The 17,189-nt window shown below is 41.4% G+C and carries 17 protein-coding genes; 11 read left to right on the top strand and 6 right to left on the bottom strand.

What is annotated here, in order from left to right; all coding sequences use genetic code 11:
- Positions 1-29: 29 nt before the first annotated feature.
- The 6 genes from rfaD to OO778_RS15355 form a co-directional block, all read right to left on the bottom strand.
- Positions 30-971 (bottom strand): ADP-glyceromanno-heptose 6-epimerase, encoded by a 942-nt coding sequence (gene rfaD / locus OO778_RS15380; RefSeq protein ID WP_264910286.1) that lies wholly within the window; start codon positions 969-971, stop codon positions 30-32.
- 148 nt (positions 972-1,119) lie between these two features.
- Positions 1,120-3,315, bottom strand: a complete 2,196-nt coding sequence (locus OO778_RS15375) for a YjbH domain-containing protein (RefSeq protein ID WP_264910284.1) — start codon at positions 3,313-3,315, stop codon at positions 1,120-1,122.
- Positions 3,312-4,043, bottom strand: coding sequence for a capsule biosynthesis GfcC D2 domain-containing protein (locus OO778_RS15370; RefSeq protein WP_074191938.1), 732 nt, complete (start codon positions 4,041-4,043; stop codon positions 3,312-3,314). The genes OO778_RS15375 and OO778_RS15370 overlap by 4 nt, the downstream gene beginning before the upstream one ends.
- On the bottom strand, positions 4,043-4,732 hold the full coding sequence (locus OO778_RS15365) for a YjbF family lipoprotein (RefSeq protein WP_074191939.1): 690 nt from the start codon (positions 4,730-4,732) through the stop codon (positions 4,043-4,045). Before OO778_RS15365 ends, OO778_RS15370 begins: the two co-directional genes overlap by 1 nt.
- Before the next feature lie 82 nt (positions 4,733-4,814).
- Positions 4,815-5,048 (bottom strand): hypothetical protein, encoded by a 234-nt coding sequence (locus tag OO778_RS15360; RefSeq protein ID WP_258459862.1) that lies wholly within the window; start codon positions 5,046-5,048, stop codon positions 4,815-4,817.
- A 161-nt stretch (positions 5,049-5,209) separates the two neighbouring features.
- On the bottom strand, positions 5,210-6,547 hold the full coding sequence (locus tag OO778_RS15355; RefSeq protein WP_074191941.1) for a hypothetical protein: 1,338 nt from the start codon (positions 6,545-6,547) through the stop codon (positions 5,210-5,212).
- A 571-nt stretch (positions 6,548-7,118) separates the two neighbouring features.
- On the opposite strand from OO778_RS15355, the gene gspG reads away from it, so the two are divergent.
- The 11 genes from gspG (at position 7,119) to OO778_RS15300 (ending at position 17,026) form a co-directional block, all read left to right on the top strand.
- On the top strand, positions 7,119-7,532 hold the full coding sequence (gspG, locus tag OO778_RS15350) for a type II secretion system major pseudopilin GspG (RefSeq protein ID WP_242657444.1): 414 nt from the start codon (positions 7,119-7,121) through the stop codon (positions 7,530-7,532).
- Positions 7,529-9,193 carry a GspE/PulE family protein gene (locus tag OO778_RS15345; protein ID WP_083612684.1) on the top strand — a complete coding sequence of 555 codons (1,665 nt, stop codon included), beginning with the start codon at positions 7,529-7,531 and terminating at the stop codon, positions 9,191-9,193. The genes gspG and OO778_RS15345 overlap by 4 nt, the downstream gene beginning before the upstream one ends.
- Positions 9,193-10,389 carry a type II secretion system F family protein gene (locus tag OO778_RS15340; RefSeq protein ID WP_074191942.1) on the top strand — a complete coding sequence of 399 codons (1,197 nt, stop codon included), beginning with the start codon at positions 9,193-9,195 and terminating at the stop codon, positions 10,387-10,389. Before OO778_RS15345 ends, OO778_RS15340 begins: the two co-directional genes overlap by 1 nt.
- Complete coding sequence (locus OO778_RS15335; RefSeq protein WP_074191943.1) at positions 10,390-10,794, top strand: prepilin-type N-terminal cleavage/methylation domain-containing protein; 405 nt, start codon at positions 10,390-10,392, stop codon at positions 10,792-10,794.
- A 37-nt stretch (positions 10,795-10,831) separates the two neighbouring features.
- Positions 10,832-12,880, top strand: coding sequence for a secretin N-terminal domain-containing protein (locus tag OO778_RS15330; protein ID WP_074191944.1), 2,049 nt, complete (start codon positions 10,832-10,834; stop codon positions 12,878-12,880).
- 89 nt (positions 12,881-12,969) lie between these two features.
- Positions 12,970-13,359: a prepilin-type N-terminal cleavage/methylation domain-containing protein gene (locus OO778_RS15325; RefSeq protein ID WP_074191945.1), complete on the top strand. Its 390-nt coding sequence runs from the start codon at positions 12,970-12,972 to the stop codon at positions 13,357-13,359.
- Positions 13,356-14,027 (top strand): prepilin-type N-terminal cleavage/methylation domain-containing protein, encoded by a 672-nt coding sequence (locus OO778_RS15320; protein ID WP_074191946.1) that lies wholly within the window; start codon positions 13,356-13,358, stop codon positions 14,025-14,027. The genes OO778_RS15325 and OO778_RS15320 overlap by 4 nt, the downstream gene beginning before the upstream one ends.
- Positions 14,027-14,881, top strand: coding sequence for a hypothetical protein (locus OO778_RS15315; protein ID WP_074191947.1), 855 nt, complete (start codon positions 14,027-14,029; stop codon positions 14,879-14,881). The genes OO778_RS15320 and OO778_RS15315 overlap by 1 nt, the downstream gene beginning before the upstream one ends.
- Positions 14,881-15,954 carry a hypothetical protein gene (locus OO778_RS15310; protein WP_104968995.1) on the top strand — a complete coding sequence of 358 codons (1,074 nt, stop codon included), beginning with the start codon at positions 14,881-14,883 and terminating at the stop codon, positions 15,952-15,954. The genes OO778_RS15315 and OO778_RS15310 overlap by 1 nt, the downstream gene beginning before the upstream one ends.
- Positions 15,951-16,505, top strand: a complete 555-nt coding sequence (locus OO778_RS15305) for a hypothetical protein (protein WP_074191949.1) — start codon at positions 15,951-15,953, stop codon at positions 16,503-16,505. The genes OO778_RS15310 and OO778_RS15305 overlap by 4 nt, the downstream gene beginning before the upstream one ends.
- Positions 16,502-17,026 (top strand): hypothetical protein, encoded by a 525-nt coding sequence (locus OO778_RS15300; RefSeq protein WP_074191950.1) that lies wholly within the window; start codon positions 16,502-16,504, stop codon positions 17,024-17,026. Before OO778_RS15305 ends, OO778_RS15300 begins: the two co-directional genes overlap by 4 nt.
- The last annotated feature ends 163 nt before the right edge of the window (positions 17,027-17,189 follow it).

The following is a 17,189-nucleotide window of genomic DNA, read 5'->3' as shown; positions in this document are numbered from 1 at the left end:
CAGGTTATGGTTCTGCCACCTTGTGGTGCTTAACGGTTTTGGATAGTTAAGTATTCGGCAACGCCTTCTGCAACCGTCTTGAACTCAACATCACAGCCTGCGGTGCGCAGTTTGGTCAGATCGGCTTGTGTGAATTCTTGGTAAGCGCCTTTTAGATGCTCAGGGAATGGGATGGTTTCAATTTGGCCTTTGCCATGATGCTTGATAACCGCTTTTGCTACCTCTTCAAAAGATTCAGCACGGCCTGTACCGCAGTTAAAAATGCCTGATACGCCGTTTTCTAAGAACCATAGGTTCACTTTGCATACATCACCAACGTAAACGAAGTCGCGTTTAAATGATTCGCTGCCCGCGAACAACTTAGGATTTTCACCTGTGTTAAGTTGGTTGTTGAGGTGGAACGCAACTGATGCCATGCTACCTTTGTGGTCTTCACGTGGGCCATATACGTTGAAGTAGCGGAAGCCGGTGATTTGAGAAAGGGTCTCACCATGTTCTTCAGCGTCTTGCCATAGACGACGAACGTAGTTATCAAACTGCTGTTTCGAGTAACCGTATACATTCAGTGCGCCTTCGTATTCGCGTTCTTCAACGAAAGTATCTGTATCGCCGTAAGTGGCTGCTGAAGAGGCGTAAAGGAATGGAATTTCACGATCTAGACAGTAATGAAGCAACTCTTTTGAGTACTCATAGTTGTTTAGCATCATGTACTTGCCGTCCCACTCAGTCGTTGCAGAACAAGCACCTTCATGGAAAATTGCCTCAATCGGACCAAAATCATCGCCCGCCATAATTTGGGTCAGAAAGTCGTCACGATCCATGTAATCTGTGATGTCCAGATCAACTAAGTTCTTAAATTTTTTTCCATTTTTTAGGTTGTCGACAACCAGGATATCGTTAATACCAGCTTCGTTTAGTGCTTTAACAATGTTGCTGCCGATCATGCCAGCGCCACCAGTTACGATGATCATAGAACTTCCACCATAGATTAAAATTTTCTCAGGAATTCTAGCAAGAAACGAAAAGTAGCGCTATTGGAAGCAGGAAGATAGGTTTGAGTCTTCTATTGCTCAGTATCTAGATATGAAAAAGGGAGCCTCAGCTCCCTTGATTACTTTATTATTCCACATCCGAACGGTTAGGTCTTTGGTACCAAGAATTTCGTTCGTCGGTTAACTCAATTAAGCTGTATTTGCGGCCGAGCTTCTGCCCTCCGTCACGAGTAAGAGGCTGCCAACTAAAGTTCGCACGATTGTTACTTGGCTTAACGGTCATGATGTCAAACGGAATCGACAAGTAGAAACCTTTAGTAAAACTACCTTCACCAAATTCATCCGCAGACAAGTCTGTAAATGAGGCAAAGGCGCCAGCAATTACGCCACTCTTGAACTGCTTAGAAACATTGATTTGTGTACCAACATCGCCAGCTAGGAACTGACCAACATCGACTTGGATCATCAAATCTTGCAGGAATTCCCATTGAGGGTAGTAGTAACCAGATACAAAACCAGTGAATCCTTTATCAATAACTTGGAACGGACGTCCATATTCTGGCACGTTTTGCCATTTCTCATCGTAAACACCGAAGTAACTTTGTGGATCACGTTGAGAAATTAAGTTGACGTCAGCGCCAATCGCCCAGTTAGCTCCTTGTGGTCGGTAAAGAAACTCGGTACCGACTCCAGCAAACATGCTCTCCAGATAACCCGCGTAGAATTGTTGATCCATGGTATCGGAATACTCTTGGAACCAAGTCAATTGTAAGTTTGACATGGTTATAGCATGTTCATTTTGGTAAGCGCGGAACATGGTACGAACGCGAGGAACAGTCGTTGCATCAGGAGGCGTAACGTAAACAAACTTGTCGTAGTTGTTGTACCAATCCCAGTATAGCGAGCCACCAATTTCTAGGTTATCTGTCAGCCAGTAAGAGGCGCTACCGCTCAGCCCTACGCTAAATAAGTAAAAGTCTTCCGCACTTCCCAAAGTTTGAGTCAGTTTCGGGGCAAAACCCCAATCAAAGCGTTCAAATCCATCATATGCTAGATCACCTTGCGGCTTCATTCCTGACGTTGAAGTTGCATCTGAAATTACTGGATCTACATAGTTCACCTCAGCGAAATCACGGTATTTATCTTTAGAGATAACCGTTTGTTCACCAATCAACCCACGACTGCGCTCATTTATAGTAAAAGTATTAATGTTTTCTGGCATCTCGTTGTATAGAACCGCTGATGCTTTTTCATGAGCTTCGGTGCGATCACGATACTTCTTTTGTTCTCCGACTACTGAGACCGTATTTTCACTAACATAGAGTTGGGCATTTTGGTAACCAGCAACGTTATCTAACTCTTTAGTGACTCGTTCCCAATCTACATCAGACAGTTGCTCCGGTTGCTCGTCATTCATTTCAGGAGTTGGCGTGTCTCGCCAGAAAGACGGCATTTCATTGAAGTTAGTGTAAAGGCTAACACCAGCAACGAGTGTATCACCACGCTCATAACTCAGGCGCAAATCAGCCATATGCCCTAAACGATATAGAACACCAAAGTTCCAAGGTGTATGGGGCGTCATATCGACTTCTGATCTGACGACAGCATAATCTTCACTGTAGTCATTGCTATCATATTCGATTTTGAACCGCAGTGGCTCGTGCAGAGTCTGGAACTCTACACCACCAAACAGAGCTGCAGGGCCTTTAAATGCTCTTTCAAAATTAGTTGTGCCGCCTGAGTCAAGAAACTCGTCAGAACGCTCGCAGAACTTATCTCCTAACTTACAGAATGGGTTTGTTACATTATCTCGGGTACCTAAGTATCCCCAGCCCATACCAAGTGTAAAATCAAAAGTACCTAAGTTAGGGTTGGAGTAACGTTTTGTTGCCGCGATAAATTCAGCATCGAAAAGGCCTGTACCTGCGAAGTCTCGAACACCAACAGACAGTTCAGGTAGATACTGAGATTCTTGCATCAAGCGAATCTTAAAATCGATTCCTTTATCAGTGTAGTCGTTGTCTACTCCAGGAAAAGATGATGAGTATGGTAGATCCCTCACCTTGGTGTAGCGTATGGTGCTTTCTAACCAAGGTAGTACTTGTAGGGTGACGTTATAAAACAAATACTCATTACTACCGGTAACTGAAAAATTAAATTCGCCTTCATCAGACATCCTTGCGGTGGGCATCTGCATTAAACCAACACCACCGAAATCCATCTGAGAAGGGGTTAAATCTGGTGCTTCAAAAGGCACTGATTGAGCCAACACTGCTACAGGGCTCATTAGTACAATGGGTAGAAAATTTGGAATGAGCTTCATAAGACTGTATTCATGTTTATCAAAAGTTCAACGATAGCTTTATCTAAAGGTGACTTCTCAAATTTGTAAAATGGAATGTAGATAATAGTGCCAGGTGGAAGAGAGTAACTTTTTGTCTTCCAGTTTCCAATGTGCGATTGTGTTAGTTTGCCGTCAGGGTAAATAAGTACAGGAGCGTGTTCTAGATTTTTAAATAATGCTGTTTCATCATTGAATAAACTACTCAGGCTCATGTTTTCTTCAGTCGAGATAGTTTCAATTTTAGGGGTATTACCCAATACAAGTAAAGGTCTTCCTCGTTCACCAACTGAGAGAATATACTTTCCTTTTAGAAGAGGATTGTTTTTTTTATTTAAACGAATAGTATCTAAATCAATATTTGAAATGACTCTTTTAGAAGTACCAGAACATTGAATTAAATTAAAAAGTTCCGTCTTGTTGAGCTTATATTCTTTCATCAAATCAAGGGCACGCTCTTTGCTGAGTCGAACTTGTTCTACATCAGAAGGGTTCAGAGAGAAAAGCGTAGTTGATAAGGGGTAAGTTATATAGACATTATGCTGTTCGAGAGCCGTTAAAGCTTGGTGTAGTCGTGTTGATGATGAAAACTTGAACTCTTGGTTTGAGTTGGAAAGTTTAAGAGTAAGATAATCGTCTTTTACTTGTTCTGAAGCATATAATGGGAAGTTCACAAGTATAAAGAAAAATGTAATAGTAATCCTAAACATTATTTTTTCTCCGTATACCTTTTAAGGAAAGTAATTTCAATTGGTTCCATATTAGGACCAAGGTATTGTCTTGTTTTTAGAACATTTCCCGAAGTATCAACCCAGTATCTATTCGTGATTTTAGAGTCTAAAGCTTTAAAATAAATGCTTTCTTCAAATATCTGAGCTGGAGAGTTATAGAGTGCGGTTTCTACCGTTGAAGTAATACTTTTAGATAACTGTGCTGTAGCAGAATAGTTGTAGCGATACTTAGGCATCCAATCATAAGTTAATGAATAGCTATGAATAGTATTTACTTCATTAAATTTTGGATAAGTGCCGGATATAGCAACTAGGTTGTTTTTCTGTAAGCCTATTGTTTTTATGATACGTCCATTCTCTGTCACAATCATTGACTTATCAGCGCTGACCCATTTTAATTGTTTGGTTCCTGTGACTTTGTTTTCTTCAGCAAAAGCTAGCACAACGAAGACTTGCTTTTGAGAGCCTATTCTCAGGTATGCACTAGCATAAGGTACTTGTTTTATCTCATCGGATGTTAACTCTACATCTATATAGTTTGAGTATGCTTCTTCTACCGTTGCGGAAACATCATTAAACTTTTGCGTACAGCCCGCCATCAATAAAATTGATGTAATGATCAAGAGCTTTGATTGAGTGTTACCCTCATTACTTCTCATTTTACCCATGCCGTCCTCACCTTGGGTTGGATGCAAATAAAATCGCCCTGAAAAGATCAGGGCGATTAACTTCTTTATCAGACAGTTAAGATTAGTTAGAAACTGAAGCTGAAGTAGAAGTAGAAGTAGAAGTAGAAGAGCTGTCTGAGTCAGACGCTGCTACTGCAACTACAGTTACAGCTGCTGCTGCGCCGACAGCTACAGCCGTTGTACCAGTTGCAGATGCAGATGCTACGCTAGCACTGCCTGCTTCTGTACCTGTTTCAGCGAAAGCAGAAGTAGAAGCACCTAGTGCCACTAACATTGCCAATGCGATATTTTTCATAATTATTCCTTGCAAGGTTCAATAACATCGATGTGAGGGGAAACCTCAGACTGCATTTTAGGGTATATATGCATATGTTGTAAACAGTTGCTTTAAGCCAGAGTAAACAAAAAAAGCAGGCCGAAGCCTGCTTTTGAACGAGTTATACTAAAAGTATTTAATTACTTTTTGTATTGGTCGTTGATTGATTGAACGCGAGAATCGCCTTGACGGTAGTAAGGTACGATGCTTACGTTTTCTTCATCAGCGTCAGAGATGAACGTGATGTTTAGTTTAGTTGCTTCAGTGATACCTAGAGCAGCCATAATATCAGCTTCAGAGTACTTAGTTACAGTCTTAGGAGCAGCGTTAGCTAGTGTACCAGTGTATTCATTGCCGTTGTTGTCGAAAGCAGAAATGCTTACTTCAGCAGCAGCTGAACCATGGTTAGAGTACTCAACGTTTGAAGAAAGATTCTCGTAACCTACTGGTAGGTAAGGTACATTAACTACAGATGCATCCAATTCCCACTGACCTAGATCAGCTGCTTGTGCAAGAGTTTTTGAACCTGTAGTAGTTGGACTTGTAGCTAGGTTGCCATACTCAACGTCTGCGTCGATGGCAAAGCTAGTAAGGGCGATTTTCTCACCAGAACCGTTAGTGAATGTAATAACAGTTGATTTATTAGCATCTAGAGCTGTAAGAGTAGAAGTGAAACCAGCAAGTTTAGAATCAACAATTACTGCAGCTGGGTTAGTAGCTGTTGTACCTGTGATAGCAAATGCTGTCTGATCAGCTTCACCTAGGTGTAGATCTGCAGAAACTTTGATATCTGAGTCGACAGTGAATGCTGCTACATCAAATTCGCTAGCTTTATCCAAGATGTTAACACGAGCGACGTCTTTTAGGTCTGACTCGTCAGCCGCAAACGTTGCAAATGTCTCTTGGTTTACGCGCTCAACGCGGTTGTTGTACTCAGTTTGAACTGCGAATGAGTACTGAGATGCTTCTGTTGCAATCACAGCAGAACCTGTTTCGATCTCTGCACCACCTAGGTTAGATGAGTAATCTAGGTTTGAAGAACCTGCAATTGACATGTCTGCAATTGAAGTACGGAACGCAGAGTTAGCGATCATCGGGTTACCTAGGTTAACATTAAAGCTAATTGTTTTAGCTGTGTTATCAACTGTAACCGCATCAAATGTAAATGAACCAGTACCAACATCGAATGTTAGGTCGTTACACGTGAAAGTACCAGAGTTCAAACCTGAACACGCACCGCCATCAACACCTGATAAATCAACGTTTTCGCTGAAAGAAAGAACAATTTCAGCACCGGCAGAGTGATCTTTTTTAACAATAGTGTCAAAAGTTAGGACACCATTATACTTTAGACCTACTTCTTTCGCTTCAGTAGAGATTTTTACTGAATCACCGTTTACTGAGATATCAGCTGCGTTTGCGCTGAAAGTACCAGCCACTGCTAGCGCAACAAGAGATGCGTTAAATAGCTTTTTCATTTGAAAATTTCTCCAATTTCATGAAATCGGTGTCATGAAAGTCTAACCAAAAGTTATTGTTTTCCATAACTGCCAACTAAAAGAGATTTTGCCATTACCGACGAGGCAGCATTGCCACCCGGGTTGGAACTAATGATGCCCGTGACACCGATCAGGACAAAATCTAATTATTGTGTAGCTACCCCCTCCAAAGGTTTAACTACAAGCAGAAATATAAAGGAATTAAATACCAACATCAACTACTGAAACTGGGTTATTGTCAAAAAAAATTGTTCTAACTCACACTTATGTCAGTAAAATGTTCGAAGATATAGTTTAATTTATAAAAGTGTCATTTATCTGTTCAAATAATGTTCAGGTGTGACGTTTTTATAACGTATTCTGTTGGTTTTATAATTAGTGGCGCTATTATTGGTATTGTTAATAATATTTTATTGACAAAGTTGCGCATTGTCTTATTAACGGTTTTGTAATGTTGTTTTGAGCAACTGATTCTATATAGAGAAGTGGTATGGATTTAAAAATGGCTATGATAATATCGCCTTCCAATTGTCTATCTGGGAGCAAACTTGTGGTTGTTAATTCTTTAGGTTCTCGCAAACGTGGTTTCACTCTAATGGAACTACTGATTGTTATTGTAATTATGGGTTTGTTGATGTCGTTAGTCGCTCCAACGATGTTTTCGAAGGTTGGTGCTTCTAAAACTAAGACAGCTGAAGCACAAATGCAGATGATGGCAACAGCCTTAGATGTCTATCGCCTAGACGTTGGTAACTATCCTTCTACTTTAGATCAACTTCGACAAGATGATAAAGCTGGATGGGATGGCCCTTACCTTCCAAAAGCTATTCCTCTAGACCCTTGGAATCGAGTATACATTTACAAAGTGTCTGGTGAAAACGGTGCACCATATAGCCTTAGAAGCCTAGGTGCTGATGGAGTTGAAGGTGGGGAAGGTGAAGCGGCGGATGTGGTTTATCAATGAGTCAAATTGAGGCCATCTTCAGGTCGCACTTCGATGTCTCTAGTGAAGATTTAGTGAAAGCTCGTCATTTCCAATCGCGGAATGGCGGGCAACTAGAACAGATTTTAGTCAACATAGGCGCGTTGACAGAAGAGAATCTTCCTGAATTTTACGCGACTTACTTAAAGCTACCGCTTATCACTGATTTCAAATTGCCACAAGATTTGCTGTTTGAAAACGGTGAAAAGTATTCTGCTTTGCAGAACATGGGTTGGTTGGTTGCCAAAAGAGATGAGGATGAACTCGTTGTTTTTGCACAAAACCCCCTTCACCCAGAAGCTATTGAGCTTTTATCAAGCTTGGTTCCAACCGAACATGTCCAGTTTGTTGTTGTAAGTGAGTCTCAGTTTGATGAGCTAATACAATCTCATGTTTCCGATGGCGAGAACTCTGATGAAAATGACTTCAACAACCTCAGTTCATTAGAAGAGGACAAGCTGAGAGAGCTTGCTTCTGAAGCTCCAGTAGTAAACCTTCTTAACGGCCTGATCACGAAAGGTTTAAAACTTGGTGCATCTGATATGCACTTAGAACCGAGTGAAAATACGTATCGAGTGCGAATGCGTGTTGACGGCGTACTCCATGAAGTGGAAAAAGTTCCCGCTCGCTTGAGTGTGCCGATAATCTCACGATTGAAAATTCTCTCTGGTATGGATATCGCGGAGAAACGACGACCTCAAGATGGCAAGATCGCAATTAAGATTGCGAATGAAAAACTAGACATTCGTGTATCAGCCCTGCCTCTTGCAGATGGCGAAAGCATGGTTTTGCGTTTCTTGCGACAACAGTCGATTCGTTACGATATTGGTAGTTTGGGTTTATCCAGTGATATTCAAAGCGCTATTCTAGGCGATATAAAAAAAACAGCAGGCGTGGTATTGCTTACTGGCCCTACAGGCTCAGGTAAAACGACCAGCTTATATACCTTTCTGAGTTTATTGAACGACGAATCTCGTAAAATCATTACTTTGGAAGACCCTGTAGAATATCGTCTAGACGGTATTAACCAAGTACAAGTTCAATCGGATATTGGATTTGGCTTTGCTGAGGGCTTGCGTTCTATTGTTCGACAGGACCCTGATGTCATTATGCTGGGTGAGATTCGTGATGCAGAAACGGCGCGTATTGCAATGCAATCTGCATTAACCGGACACTTGGTGTTTAGTACAGTACATACCAATGATGCTCCTTCAGCGTTTACTCGTTTACTCGACCTTGGGGCTGAGGAGTATTTGTTGAATGCGGCGTTGGTATCTATCGTAGCTCAGCGACTGGTTAGGAAGTTATGCATTCATTGTGCGGAGCCGATCGACCCTTCAGAAACATTGAAAAGGCACCCAACACTGGCAATCTTAGCCGAAAGAAGTGGACATACGCTCAACCTAAAGCAGGCAAAGGGATGCGAACACTGCGGGAATACTGGTTATAAAGGTCGTATGGCGATAATTGAATACATGTCTATTGACGATGAGATTCGAGCCCTCAAGAAAGACCAACACTTTCTGCAAAAAGCCATCGCTTATCATAGAAGTATTGGTGGTCGCGGTTTGACTGATGATGGGTTATTAAAAGTATCTCAAGGACTTACAACCATCGAAGAAGTTATGAGGGTGGCTAACTAATGAAGTTTGACTATCAGGCGTATGATCGTCATGGAGCCAAACATAATGGTGCAATTGATGCGTCTTCACTAGAGGACGCAAAAAAACAGCTCAAGCAACAAAATTTAACGGTCGTAAAGCTACAAGAGACACTGGCAAATAACCGTAGCAAGGCGAGCGGGCCAATTAAACCATTAACGTTGAAAGAGCTAGAAATCATGACATCTGAGCTTGCTCTTTTACTTGAGAGTGGTGTTCGGATTGATAGAGGTTTAGACATATTGGCAAAAGGCAGTGAGAGCAACTTAGGCCGCGTCATGTCTCAACTTGCCAGTGCTGTTCGAAAGGGGGACTCTTTATCTTCTGCAATGTCAAATCTTAAAGGTTTTGACCATGTCTATGTCAGCTTGGTTAAAATGGCGGAAGAGAGCGGTAACCTACCTCTAGTATTTGGTCAGCTAGCCAAAGAACTTAAGTTTAAATGTGAGTTGAAAGCAAAAATCATTCAGTCACTTACCTATCCGGCAGTGATTTTGTTTGTTTGTGTAGCCTGTATTTTATTTGTCTTTAACTTCATAGTTCCGAGAATGAGTGGGTTATTTGAGCAAGCAGCGGAGTTACCTGTTTATACAGAAATGCTCCTAGGGTTAAGTGCTTGGATGCAAAGTTACCAAATCTACTTGCTGATTGGAGTCATCGGGTGTGTGTGTTTTACTCTTCACTTAGCTAATACGGGACAGCTTAAGTCTTGGGTTTCGAGGGTTTTTAGTCAAACGCCAGGCCTTAAGAGCTCAATATTGCTTGTTAATCGAATTCAAGTCAGTAGTTCAATGGCAATGCTATTAACTAGTGGAGTGAAGTTAGATCAAGCTTTGAAGCTAGCTTGTGATGGAATCACTTGGATTGAATTACAAAATTCACTCAATGCGGCCCGTAGCAAAGTGAGTGGTGGCGAGAGCTTAACGTTAGCTCTGTCAAATACAGAGTTATATTCAGATCTTTCTCTCTCTTTAATTGAAGTTGGTGAAGAAAGTGGTGAGCTAGCCAGGGTTTTTGACGAGGTTGCACATCGAAGCCGAGCTGATTTTGAATCTTGGACGTCGAAATTAACTTCTATTCTTGAGCCATTGATGATCCTTGTTATGGGCGGGATTGTTGGTGGTGTTGTTGTGGTTATGCTTTTGAGCATAACTTCATTGAATGATGTGGCGATTTAAATGCACCCACGTGGCTTTACTCTAATAGAGCTATTAATTGTTTTGGCTCTAATGGGACTTGCAGCCTCATTAGTTGGGCCAGCTACAATTGCCCAAGTTGAAAAAGCTGAAGCCAGAGCTGAACTACAAAAGCTAAAAAGTCTAGTTCGCAAGACAAGTAATCTTGCGTTTAACCGTGGTGGTGATATCGGGCTATATGTTCGAAATAATGAGCTAACGTTGTTGGATACTTCTCAACAGCCCACAAGTGAAAAGCATATTACTTTTAAATTTCTAGGTTTTCCGGAAGAGCAAATGGTGGCCTTTAATCGCAATGGATATCCAGATCCTGAATATCTCGTAGTTGTGTTTAGAGGCGCTCGTCAGGAAATCAATTTATTCCGCCTCGTCGAAGCGACAGATTGATATAACGACTGAGGTAAACTCGTTTCATGGAATCAAAATGAATAAACAGTTCAAGTTAACAACGTCTGCACTGTTATGCAGTTCATTGTTGTCAGGGTGTGTGTTAACAGACGCTTCTGAGCGTCAATATCCGGTCAGCGGTTCATTTTTAGAGTCTGAGGCAACAAACAGCGTACCATCAAAAGATGAGGTCACTGAAAAGAAAGCTAGTTCAGACTTAGAGCCAAAAGTAGCAAAACCAGGGGCTGTGTATAAAACAGTACCTACTCTAAAGGTTAGTAATGACCGTTTTGAGGCGGGTCAGGCACTCTCAACGAACTTCAGTGATGAAGCTAGCTTAAAGCTGGCTGCTGACGCTATGCCTTTGAATGATTTCTTGCATTATGTTTTTGGTCAGATACTGCAAGTTGACTACATTCTTGGGGATAACTTGCAAGGAGTTACAACTCCGGTCACTCTGAATGTTCAAAATGATATTAGCCCAAGACGTCTGTTTGATTTGACACAGGAGCTTTTGGTTCAGCGTGGTATTAGTGTGCAGGCTCGTGATGGTTTATATGTCATTATGAACTTGAAACAAGATGGTAAATCTAGTGCCGTTTTGGGTTATGGCTCCACGCCTGAATCCGTGCCAGATGGTGCTATCGATGTAGTTCAAGTTGTTCCTCTGAAGTTTACTTTCAGCAACTCGACTATGGGCGTAATTAGAGAACTTACGTCCGTTAGAGTTTCTCCTGATTTGAGGCAGGGTGTACTCATTCTGAGCGGAAAGCGCTCGGAAGTTGTTAGAGCCATTGAACTGCTAAAAATCCTTGATGCGCCTTCGAATACGAGTAAGCATATAGGTTTAGTCAAGTTGAGGTATATCACAACCGAAGACTTTATTGCTACTGTTACTGAGTTGTTGCAGAACGAGGGGATCGTTTCAGATGGAGGTGCGAATGATAAACGCCTATCAATGGTACAAATTCCTCAGTTAGGCGCTTTAGCGGTATTTGCTTCTGAGGATTCTTTTATTAAACGAGTTCGATATTGGGCTGCGCAAATGGATCGACCAAGTCAAGGTGCTGACTTGCGTTATTTTATATATCAACCTAAGTATGCTAGAGCAGCTGATATAGGTGACAGCTTAAGTAAGTTAATAGGTGGACGTTCACTTTCGGTGCAAAAAAGTGCAGATAAAGATTCCTCTAAAATAGAAGTAAATAGTCAAAGTAGCAATTCAGTATCCAATGATAAACTGAGTTTAGTTGTTGATGAGAGAGCAAATACATTGATATTCAGATCCAGTTCTACCGAATATCAAGCTTTGCTACCGCTTATTGCTCAGCTAGATGTAATGCCTAAGCAAGTTATTTTGGAAATGACAATTGCGGAGGTAACGATGACTGATGAATTTAAGTTTGGGGTCGAGTGGGCCTTTTCTAATGGTAATTTTTCAGCTAGCACAAAAGATGCTTTTGGTTTGGATAAAGTCGGAGGTGGCTTGATCAAATGGATGAGCGGTGATGACTTCATTAACTTACAGGCATTCGAGAGTAATAATAACGTTAATATCATGTCAAAACCTAGCTTGTTAGTAAGAGATGGTGTTGAAGCAAATATTAATGTCGGTACAGATATTCCTGTAGTTGGACAAACAACTACAGACAGCAATAATGGTGTAACACGTTCAGTGGAATACCGAAAAACTGGTGTAAAAGTTGCCGTTACTCCAACAGTCAACGCTCAAGGTATTGTTTCAATGGTTATTTCGCAGGAAAACAGTAACCAAGTTGATGGTGGTACCTCTGTAGAAGGCAACCCTTCAATTTTTGATCGTAGCATTACAACAGAAGTAGTTGCTGAATCTGGTCAAACAGTAATTCTGGGTGGCTTGATCAGTGAAAATGTTACAAACAATGGTTCAGCAGTACCATTCTTAGGTTCTCTACCCGTTGTTGGTGGTTTGTTCGGAACTAAAACTGATAACAAGACCAAAACTGAGCTTGTGATTATGGTGACGCCAAGAATCGTTGAAAGCAGTAGCCAATGGGATGATCTGAAAGCACGTTTTGCTCAGGGGCTTGAGCACGTCAAAATTTAAGATATATAGTGCATAGGCTCATTAATTTGGGCCTATCGACATCTTTTTAGTTATACGTTAATTTTTGCCTACTATAAGCGAATGGGAATATGTATAAGCACAAAGGCTTTACGCTTATTGAAGCTCTGGTAGCAAGCATGATCCTTTTTGCTGTCATCACATCTATGTCGATGCTTTATCAAAGCACAATAAAAGCAGAGCTCAAAGCCAAGCAATCTATCGAATACTCAAGTGCAATCCCTTTTATTCTTGACCAGATCCGTTATCAGATCCGCTATGAGAGGATTGATAATGGAGAGGGGTACGCCCAAGGAGCTTATTATCATTGGAATGCATCAGAAATAGATAGAAAAGCAGGATACGTGCCTGAGGGGTTGGAAGATGAGTATGGTGCCCAGCAACGTCGTTTTGTTTTATGGTCCGTTACGCTGACGGTCGAAAACCGGGCTCCTATTGTCTATAAGGAGTTTAGCTGGTGAAAGGGCAACAAGGTTTTACCCTAGTTGAAATGCTAGTGGCTAGTGTCATCATGATGGCTGTTTTGTTGATAGCTAGTACTAGCTATAGCTTCTTTCATGATAGATGGTTTAAAGACAAGGGGCAGTTTTATCAGTTGGTCGTTGAGAAAAAAAGCCAATTAATGATGCTCGATGTTCTAAACGGCACATTACCATATCTAGTCAGGGGGAAGGGTAAAGCTTCTTACTTTTTCGAAGGTGATGGGCGGCAGTTTGAGGCCGTGACCGAACTACCTATTTTTGGTACTGATCCAGCACTAGTTCAGATATCTGTACAGGCTGTCGGAGATGGTACATTCCAAGTCATATACAAAGAGGCACCAATACTCAATTCATCTTTTGCACTTGATTCTTCCAAGCCTGACTTTAAGTATGAAAAGGTTCTATTTGAAGGGCTGGAAATAGCAGGTTTTCGATATTTGGGGTGGGAAAGCTTAGAGGATAAAAACCTATTCCTAGATGAATTTGAAGGGAAGCCTCAATGGAACGATGACTATAGCGCACAGGCTGTAAAGACGATGCCCGTCGCTATCGCTCTTACAATAGGTGACGAAGTATTGCGATTTCTGCTTCCAGAAGATAACAGTTACATGCTCAATTTCTCAACTGACACATGGGATGAAGCGTAGTGAACTTTTTCTACACTAAGCAGTCCGGCGTTGCCTTACTGCAAGTTTTATTAATGAGTGCTGTGATTAGCGTACTCGCTTTGCAAATGAGTTATTCGGCAAAAGATAAAGTATCTATCGCTCAGGTCATACAGGATAAAGTTATGGCTGAGGTTGCGGTAAGAACCATGGAGTCTGAATTACTTTTTGCCTTGTCAACGGCTCGCTGGGCCAAAGACGAACAACACGAAAACAAATTGGCTCAGATATGGAATTTTTATGGTTCTCCTTTTGAGTATGAAGATATTGGAACAATCACAATCCAAGATAATTCAGGGCTGATTTCAGTGTTTAACGGAGGGGATCGCTCAACTGTGGAGAGAGCATTTGAGCGTTTACTAGGCAGTAAGCATCAGGCTAGAGTTGCACGTAATGCTCTGATTGATACGCAAGGCTTCCAGAGTTCGACGAATGGGGCTGGCATTAGTGGTCAGTTTTTTCAAAGCCGACAAGAAATGTTACGAGCTTTGAAAGAGTTAGGAATACCTTCGTCAAAGGCGGAAGTGTTTACACGTATTCCTTATAGTGCCTATTTACCATTACAGGCCCCAGACGAATCTTTAAAATTATGGTTGCCTGAACGCCAGGCAAAGGCCGTGATCGAATCGAGACAAAATGGCGAACTTACACCTCAACTATTTACCCAGCTGACGGGGTTGCGGAAAAGTGATTATATGCTGTTTTACCCTAGTGGCCGTTTTATTATTACGTTGAAGAAACAAATTGGAGATGCTCGAGTGCAGAGGAAAATGTTCATCAATGTGTCTCCCACAAATAAATCCCAACCCATTTGGAGTTTTGGAGTCGAAGGGTAGTGAAAAAAGAAAAGTTTCAGTTGGATACTCTATTGGGTGTGTTGTTTAAATACGTCACGCCGGAGTCAGTCGGTGAACATCAAGAGCGTTCGGGGGCGAAAAGGCCTGTTTATGTACTTAATCGAGAGTTATACCGAGAGCAAACACTGACGTTGCCAGTGATGGAGCGCAAAGCCCTCAAGCAGGCTATTGAATTTGAGCTTCAAGGAAAAGAAGAGCATGGTTTATACGTTGTAAATCAGAATTCTAACAACTCGATTACTGTGGATATATATTGGATCGCCCCGTCCCTAAATGAGCTTACCGGTGTATTAATTCCCGAGAGCCTCATTATTGGCCGCTCGATAAAAGAAGGGGAGTTTGTTCGGTATCAAAATGGCAGTAATTTGGTTTACTTGGCAAAGAATAGTAAAGGGATATTTTCAAAGCTTTCGGCGGGTATGTTTGCTAATGCGGAGTATTTTTGTGCTGCGCATGGTATTGCTGCCTTAGAATTTCGACACATAGAGGTCGTTGAGTTTAGAAAAATCCTAAACGAAAACTGGTTCCGCTTACCTTGGCATAAATGTATGGGCTTGTGGCATCAAGCTCCGGGAAGTGATGAGTCTCTTTTTGATAGATTGAGTAAAGCTGTCTTTCCATTTTCTCTTCTATTTACCGTTTACTTGTTACTTAGCTCTGCCTTTGTGAGTATGCAAATGAATTCTGCTTCTGATGAGCTTAGCGATTTAAAGGCTAACGTTGGTAGTGCCTTAAAGGTTCGAAATGAAGTCAGAAATTTGGATGAACACTTGCATAAGCTCTCTGTTGTACAAAATGCAGTGCAAACAAGATGGGAGCTATGGCCAGTCTTAGTCCCTCTATACGAAATGGGGAGCCAAATTGAGCGAATTACGGTGGTGGATGATTTAGTCAATATTCGTGTTAGAGCTGACTCATCGAGTGCAGTTCTACAAAACTTAATTAATAACGTGAACGTTTCATCTGCAAAGTTCAGCGGTCCTGCGAGAAAGGTGCGTGATAAAGAAGTTGTTAACGTTGAGGTTAAGCTGGCTCAGAAGGTAGAGAGATGAATACAGAACAGTATAAGAAATACTTGCCTTGGCTCAGCTTACTTGTGATCGCCAAATTTCTGTGGGTACCTGTACTTGAAAGCCGAAATGAGCATCGAGAAGGGTTAAGTGCATTTCAAAGTCAGATTATCAAGACGCAAGAAGTCATCAACAACAAAGATGCATTCGAACTACAGAAAACGTCTTTGGAGCGAGCCATCGAGAAAGTTGAGCATAGGTTTTACCATTCAGATGATGAATCTGCTTTTCGACTTGAGTTTCAAAAACGGCTTGAAGTCGAGGCTCAGGCGCTTAATGTCAAAGTTCAGTCTATTACCTGGTTGGAGCCAATTAGAGATGAAGTTGTGAGCTGGTATAACTTGGAGGTTGTACTTTCCGGTTCAGTTGATGACATCGCGGCATTCCATCGTTATTTAGCACAAAGCAAAGAACAAGTCGCAATATCGAGTTTTAGCTGGAGAACTCCAAATACAAGAGGTCGTAATTGGCAATGGTCCATACAGAGTAACTACAAACTCGCGGTACCAGTATTAGAAGGAAAGGAAGTATGAAAGCGATTTTGACGACGCAATCTCTATCTTGGGCTATTCCTCTAGTTTTACTGGCCGTTATTATTGATATTACCATTTCTCCTAAGGTGGCAGTTCAAAGCGATGGGGCTCGTTCGCTAACGCATAGAGACGTTTCGTATGTAGAGAAGTCGACGCCAAAGAGTGAAGAGGTCAGTTCTTTGCTCGCTCACTTTGCATCGATTAACCCCTTAAAAGCTAAAGAAGCAGAAGAAGTTATTGATGGTAAAGCTGAGGTTGAAAGTTCAGAGAAGGCTCTTGAAGCTGGTGAGAAAAAAATCATGTCTTCAGCTATTCGACTCTCCGCTGTTTTTGAGCAAGAGAACTCAATGTTTGCTGTAATTCAACTTCGCAATTTAGAAACGGGAGAGGTGTCGAGAGAGGTACTAAAGGACAACTCTGTTTTGTCAAACTACAAAGTGAGTCATATAGGTAGAGATAGGATTGTTCTTGATAGCTACGGGGCTGATGTACTCGAATTGGTATTGTTTAAGCAAAACTGAGAAATAAGAACGATATTAAAGTTGTGGAACTTATCCGCAACTTTTTCTTTCGTAAGTTAGTAAATGTTTGTGATGTCTAGTCGAGCATTTACTACTAGCTTAATGTTTCTGCTTGTTCTTTGACAGTTGTAACCTTGCCGTTTTTAATCATTACGTGCATAAT

The sequence above is a fragment of the Vibrio sp. STUT-A16 genome (assembly GCF_026000495.1).
GTDB lineage: Bacteria > Pseudomonadota > Gammaproteobacteria > Enterobacterales > Vibrionaceae > Vibrio > Vibrio diabolicus.
This window is presented reverse-complemented; position numbering and strand designations above follow the sequence as displayed.

What these genes read in the sequence shown, in the direction of transcription:
- rfaD (WP_264910286.1), bottom strand. Translation starts at nt 971, where the DNA reads ATGATCATCGTAACTGGTGGCGCTGGCATGATCGGCAGCAACATTGTT.
- OO778_RS15375 (WP_264910284.1), bottom strand. Translation starts at nt 3,315, where the DNA reads ATGAAGCTCATTCCAAATTTTCTACCCATTGTACTAATGAGCCCTGTA.
- OO778_RS15370 (WP_074191938.1), bottom strand. Translation starts at nt 4,043, where the DNA reads ATGTTTAGGATTACTATTACATTTTTCTTTATACTTGTGAACTTCCCA.
- OO778_RS15365 (WP_074191939.1), bottom strand. Translation starts at nt 4,732, where the DNA reads ATGGGTAAAATGAGAAGTAATGAGGGTAACACTCAATCAAAGCTCTTG.
- OO778_RS15360 (WP_258459862.1), bottom strand. Translation starts at nt 5,048, where the DNA reads ATGAAAAATATCGCATTGGCAATGTTAGTGGCACTAGGTGCTTCTACT.
- OO778_RS15355 (WP_074191941.1), bottom strand. Translation starts at nt 6,547, where the DNA reads ATGAAAAAGCTATTTAACGCATCTCTTGTTGCGCTAGCAGTGGCTGGT.
- OO778_RS15345 (WP_083612684.1), top strand. Translation starts at nt 7,529, where the DNA reads ATGAGTCAAATTGAGGCCATCTTCAGGTCGCACTTCGATGTCTCTAGT.
- OO778_RS15340 (WP_074191942.1), top strand. Translation starts at nt 9,193, where the DNA reads ATGAAGTTTGACTATCAGGCGTATGATCGTCATGGAGCCAAACATAAT.
- OO778_RS15335 (WP_074191943.1), top strand. Translation starts at nt 10,390, where the DNA reads ATGCACCCACGTGGCTTTACTCTAATAGAGCTATTAATTGTTTTGGCT.
- OO778_RS15330 (WP_074191944.1), top strand. Translation starts at nt 10,832, where the DNA reads ATGAATAAACAGTTCAAGTTAACAACGTCTGCACTGTTATGCAGTTCA.
- OO778_RS15325 (WP_074191945.1), top strand. Translation starts at nt 12,970, where the DNA reads ATGTATAAGCACAAAGGCTTTACGCTTATTGAAGCTCTGGTAGCAAGC.
- OO778_RS15305 (WP_074191949.1), top strand. Translation starts at nt 15,951, where the DNA reads ATGAATACAGAACAGTATAAGAAATACTTGCCTTGGCTCAGCTTACTT.
- OO778_RS15300 (WP_074191950.1), top strand. Translation starts at nt 16,502, where the DNA reads ATGAAAGCGATTTTGACGACGCAATCTCTATCTTGGGCTATTCCTCTA.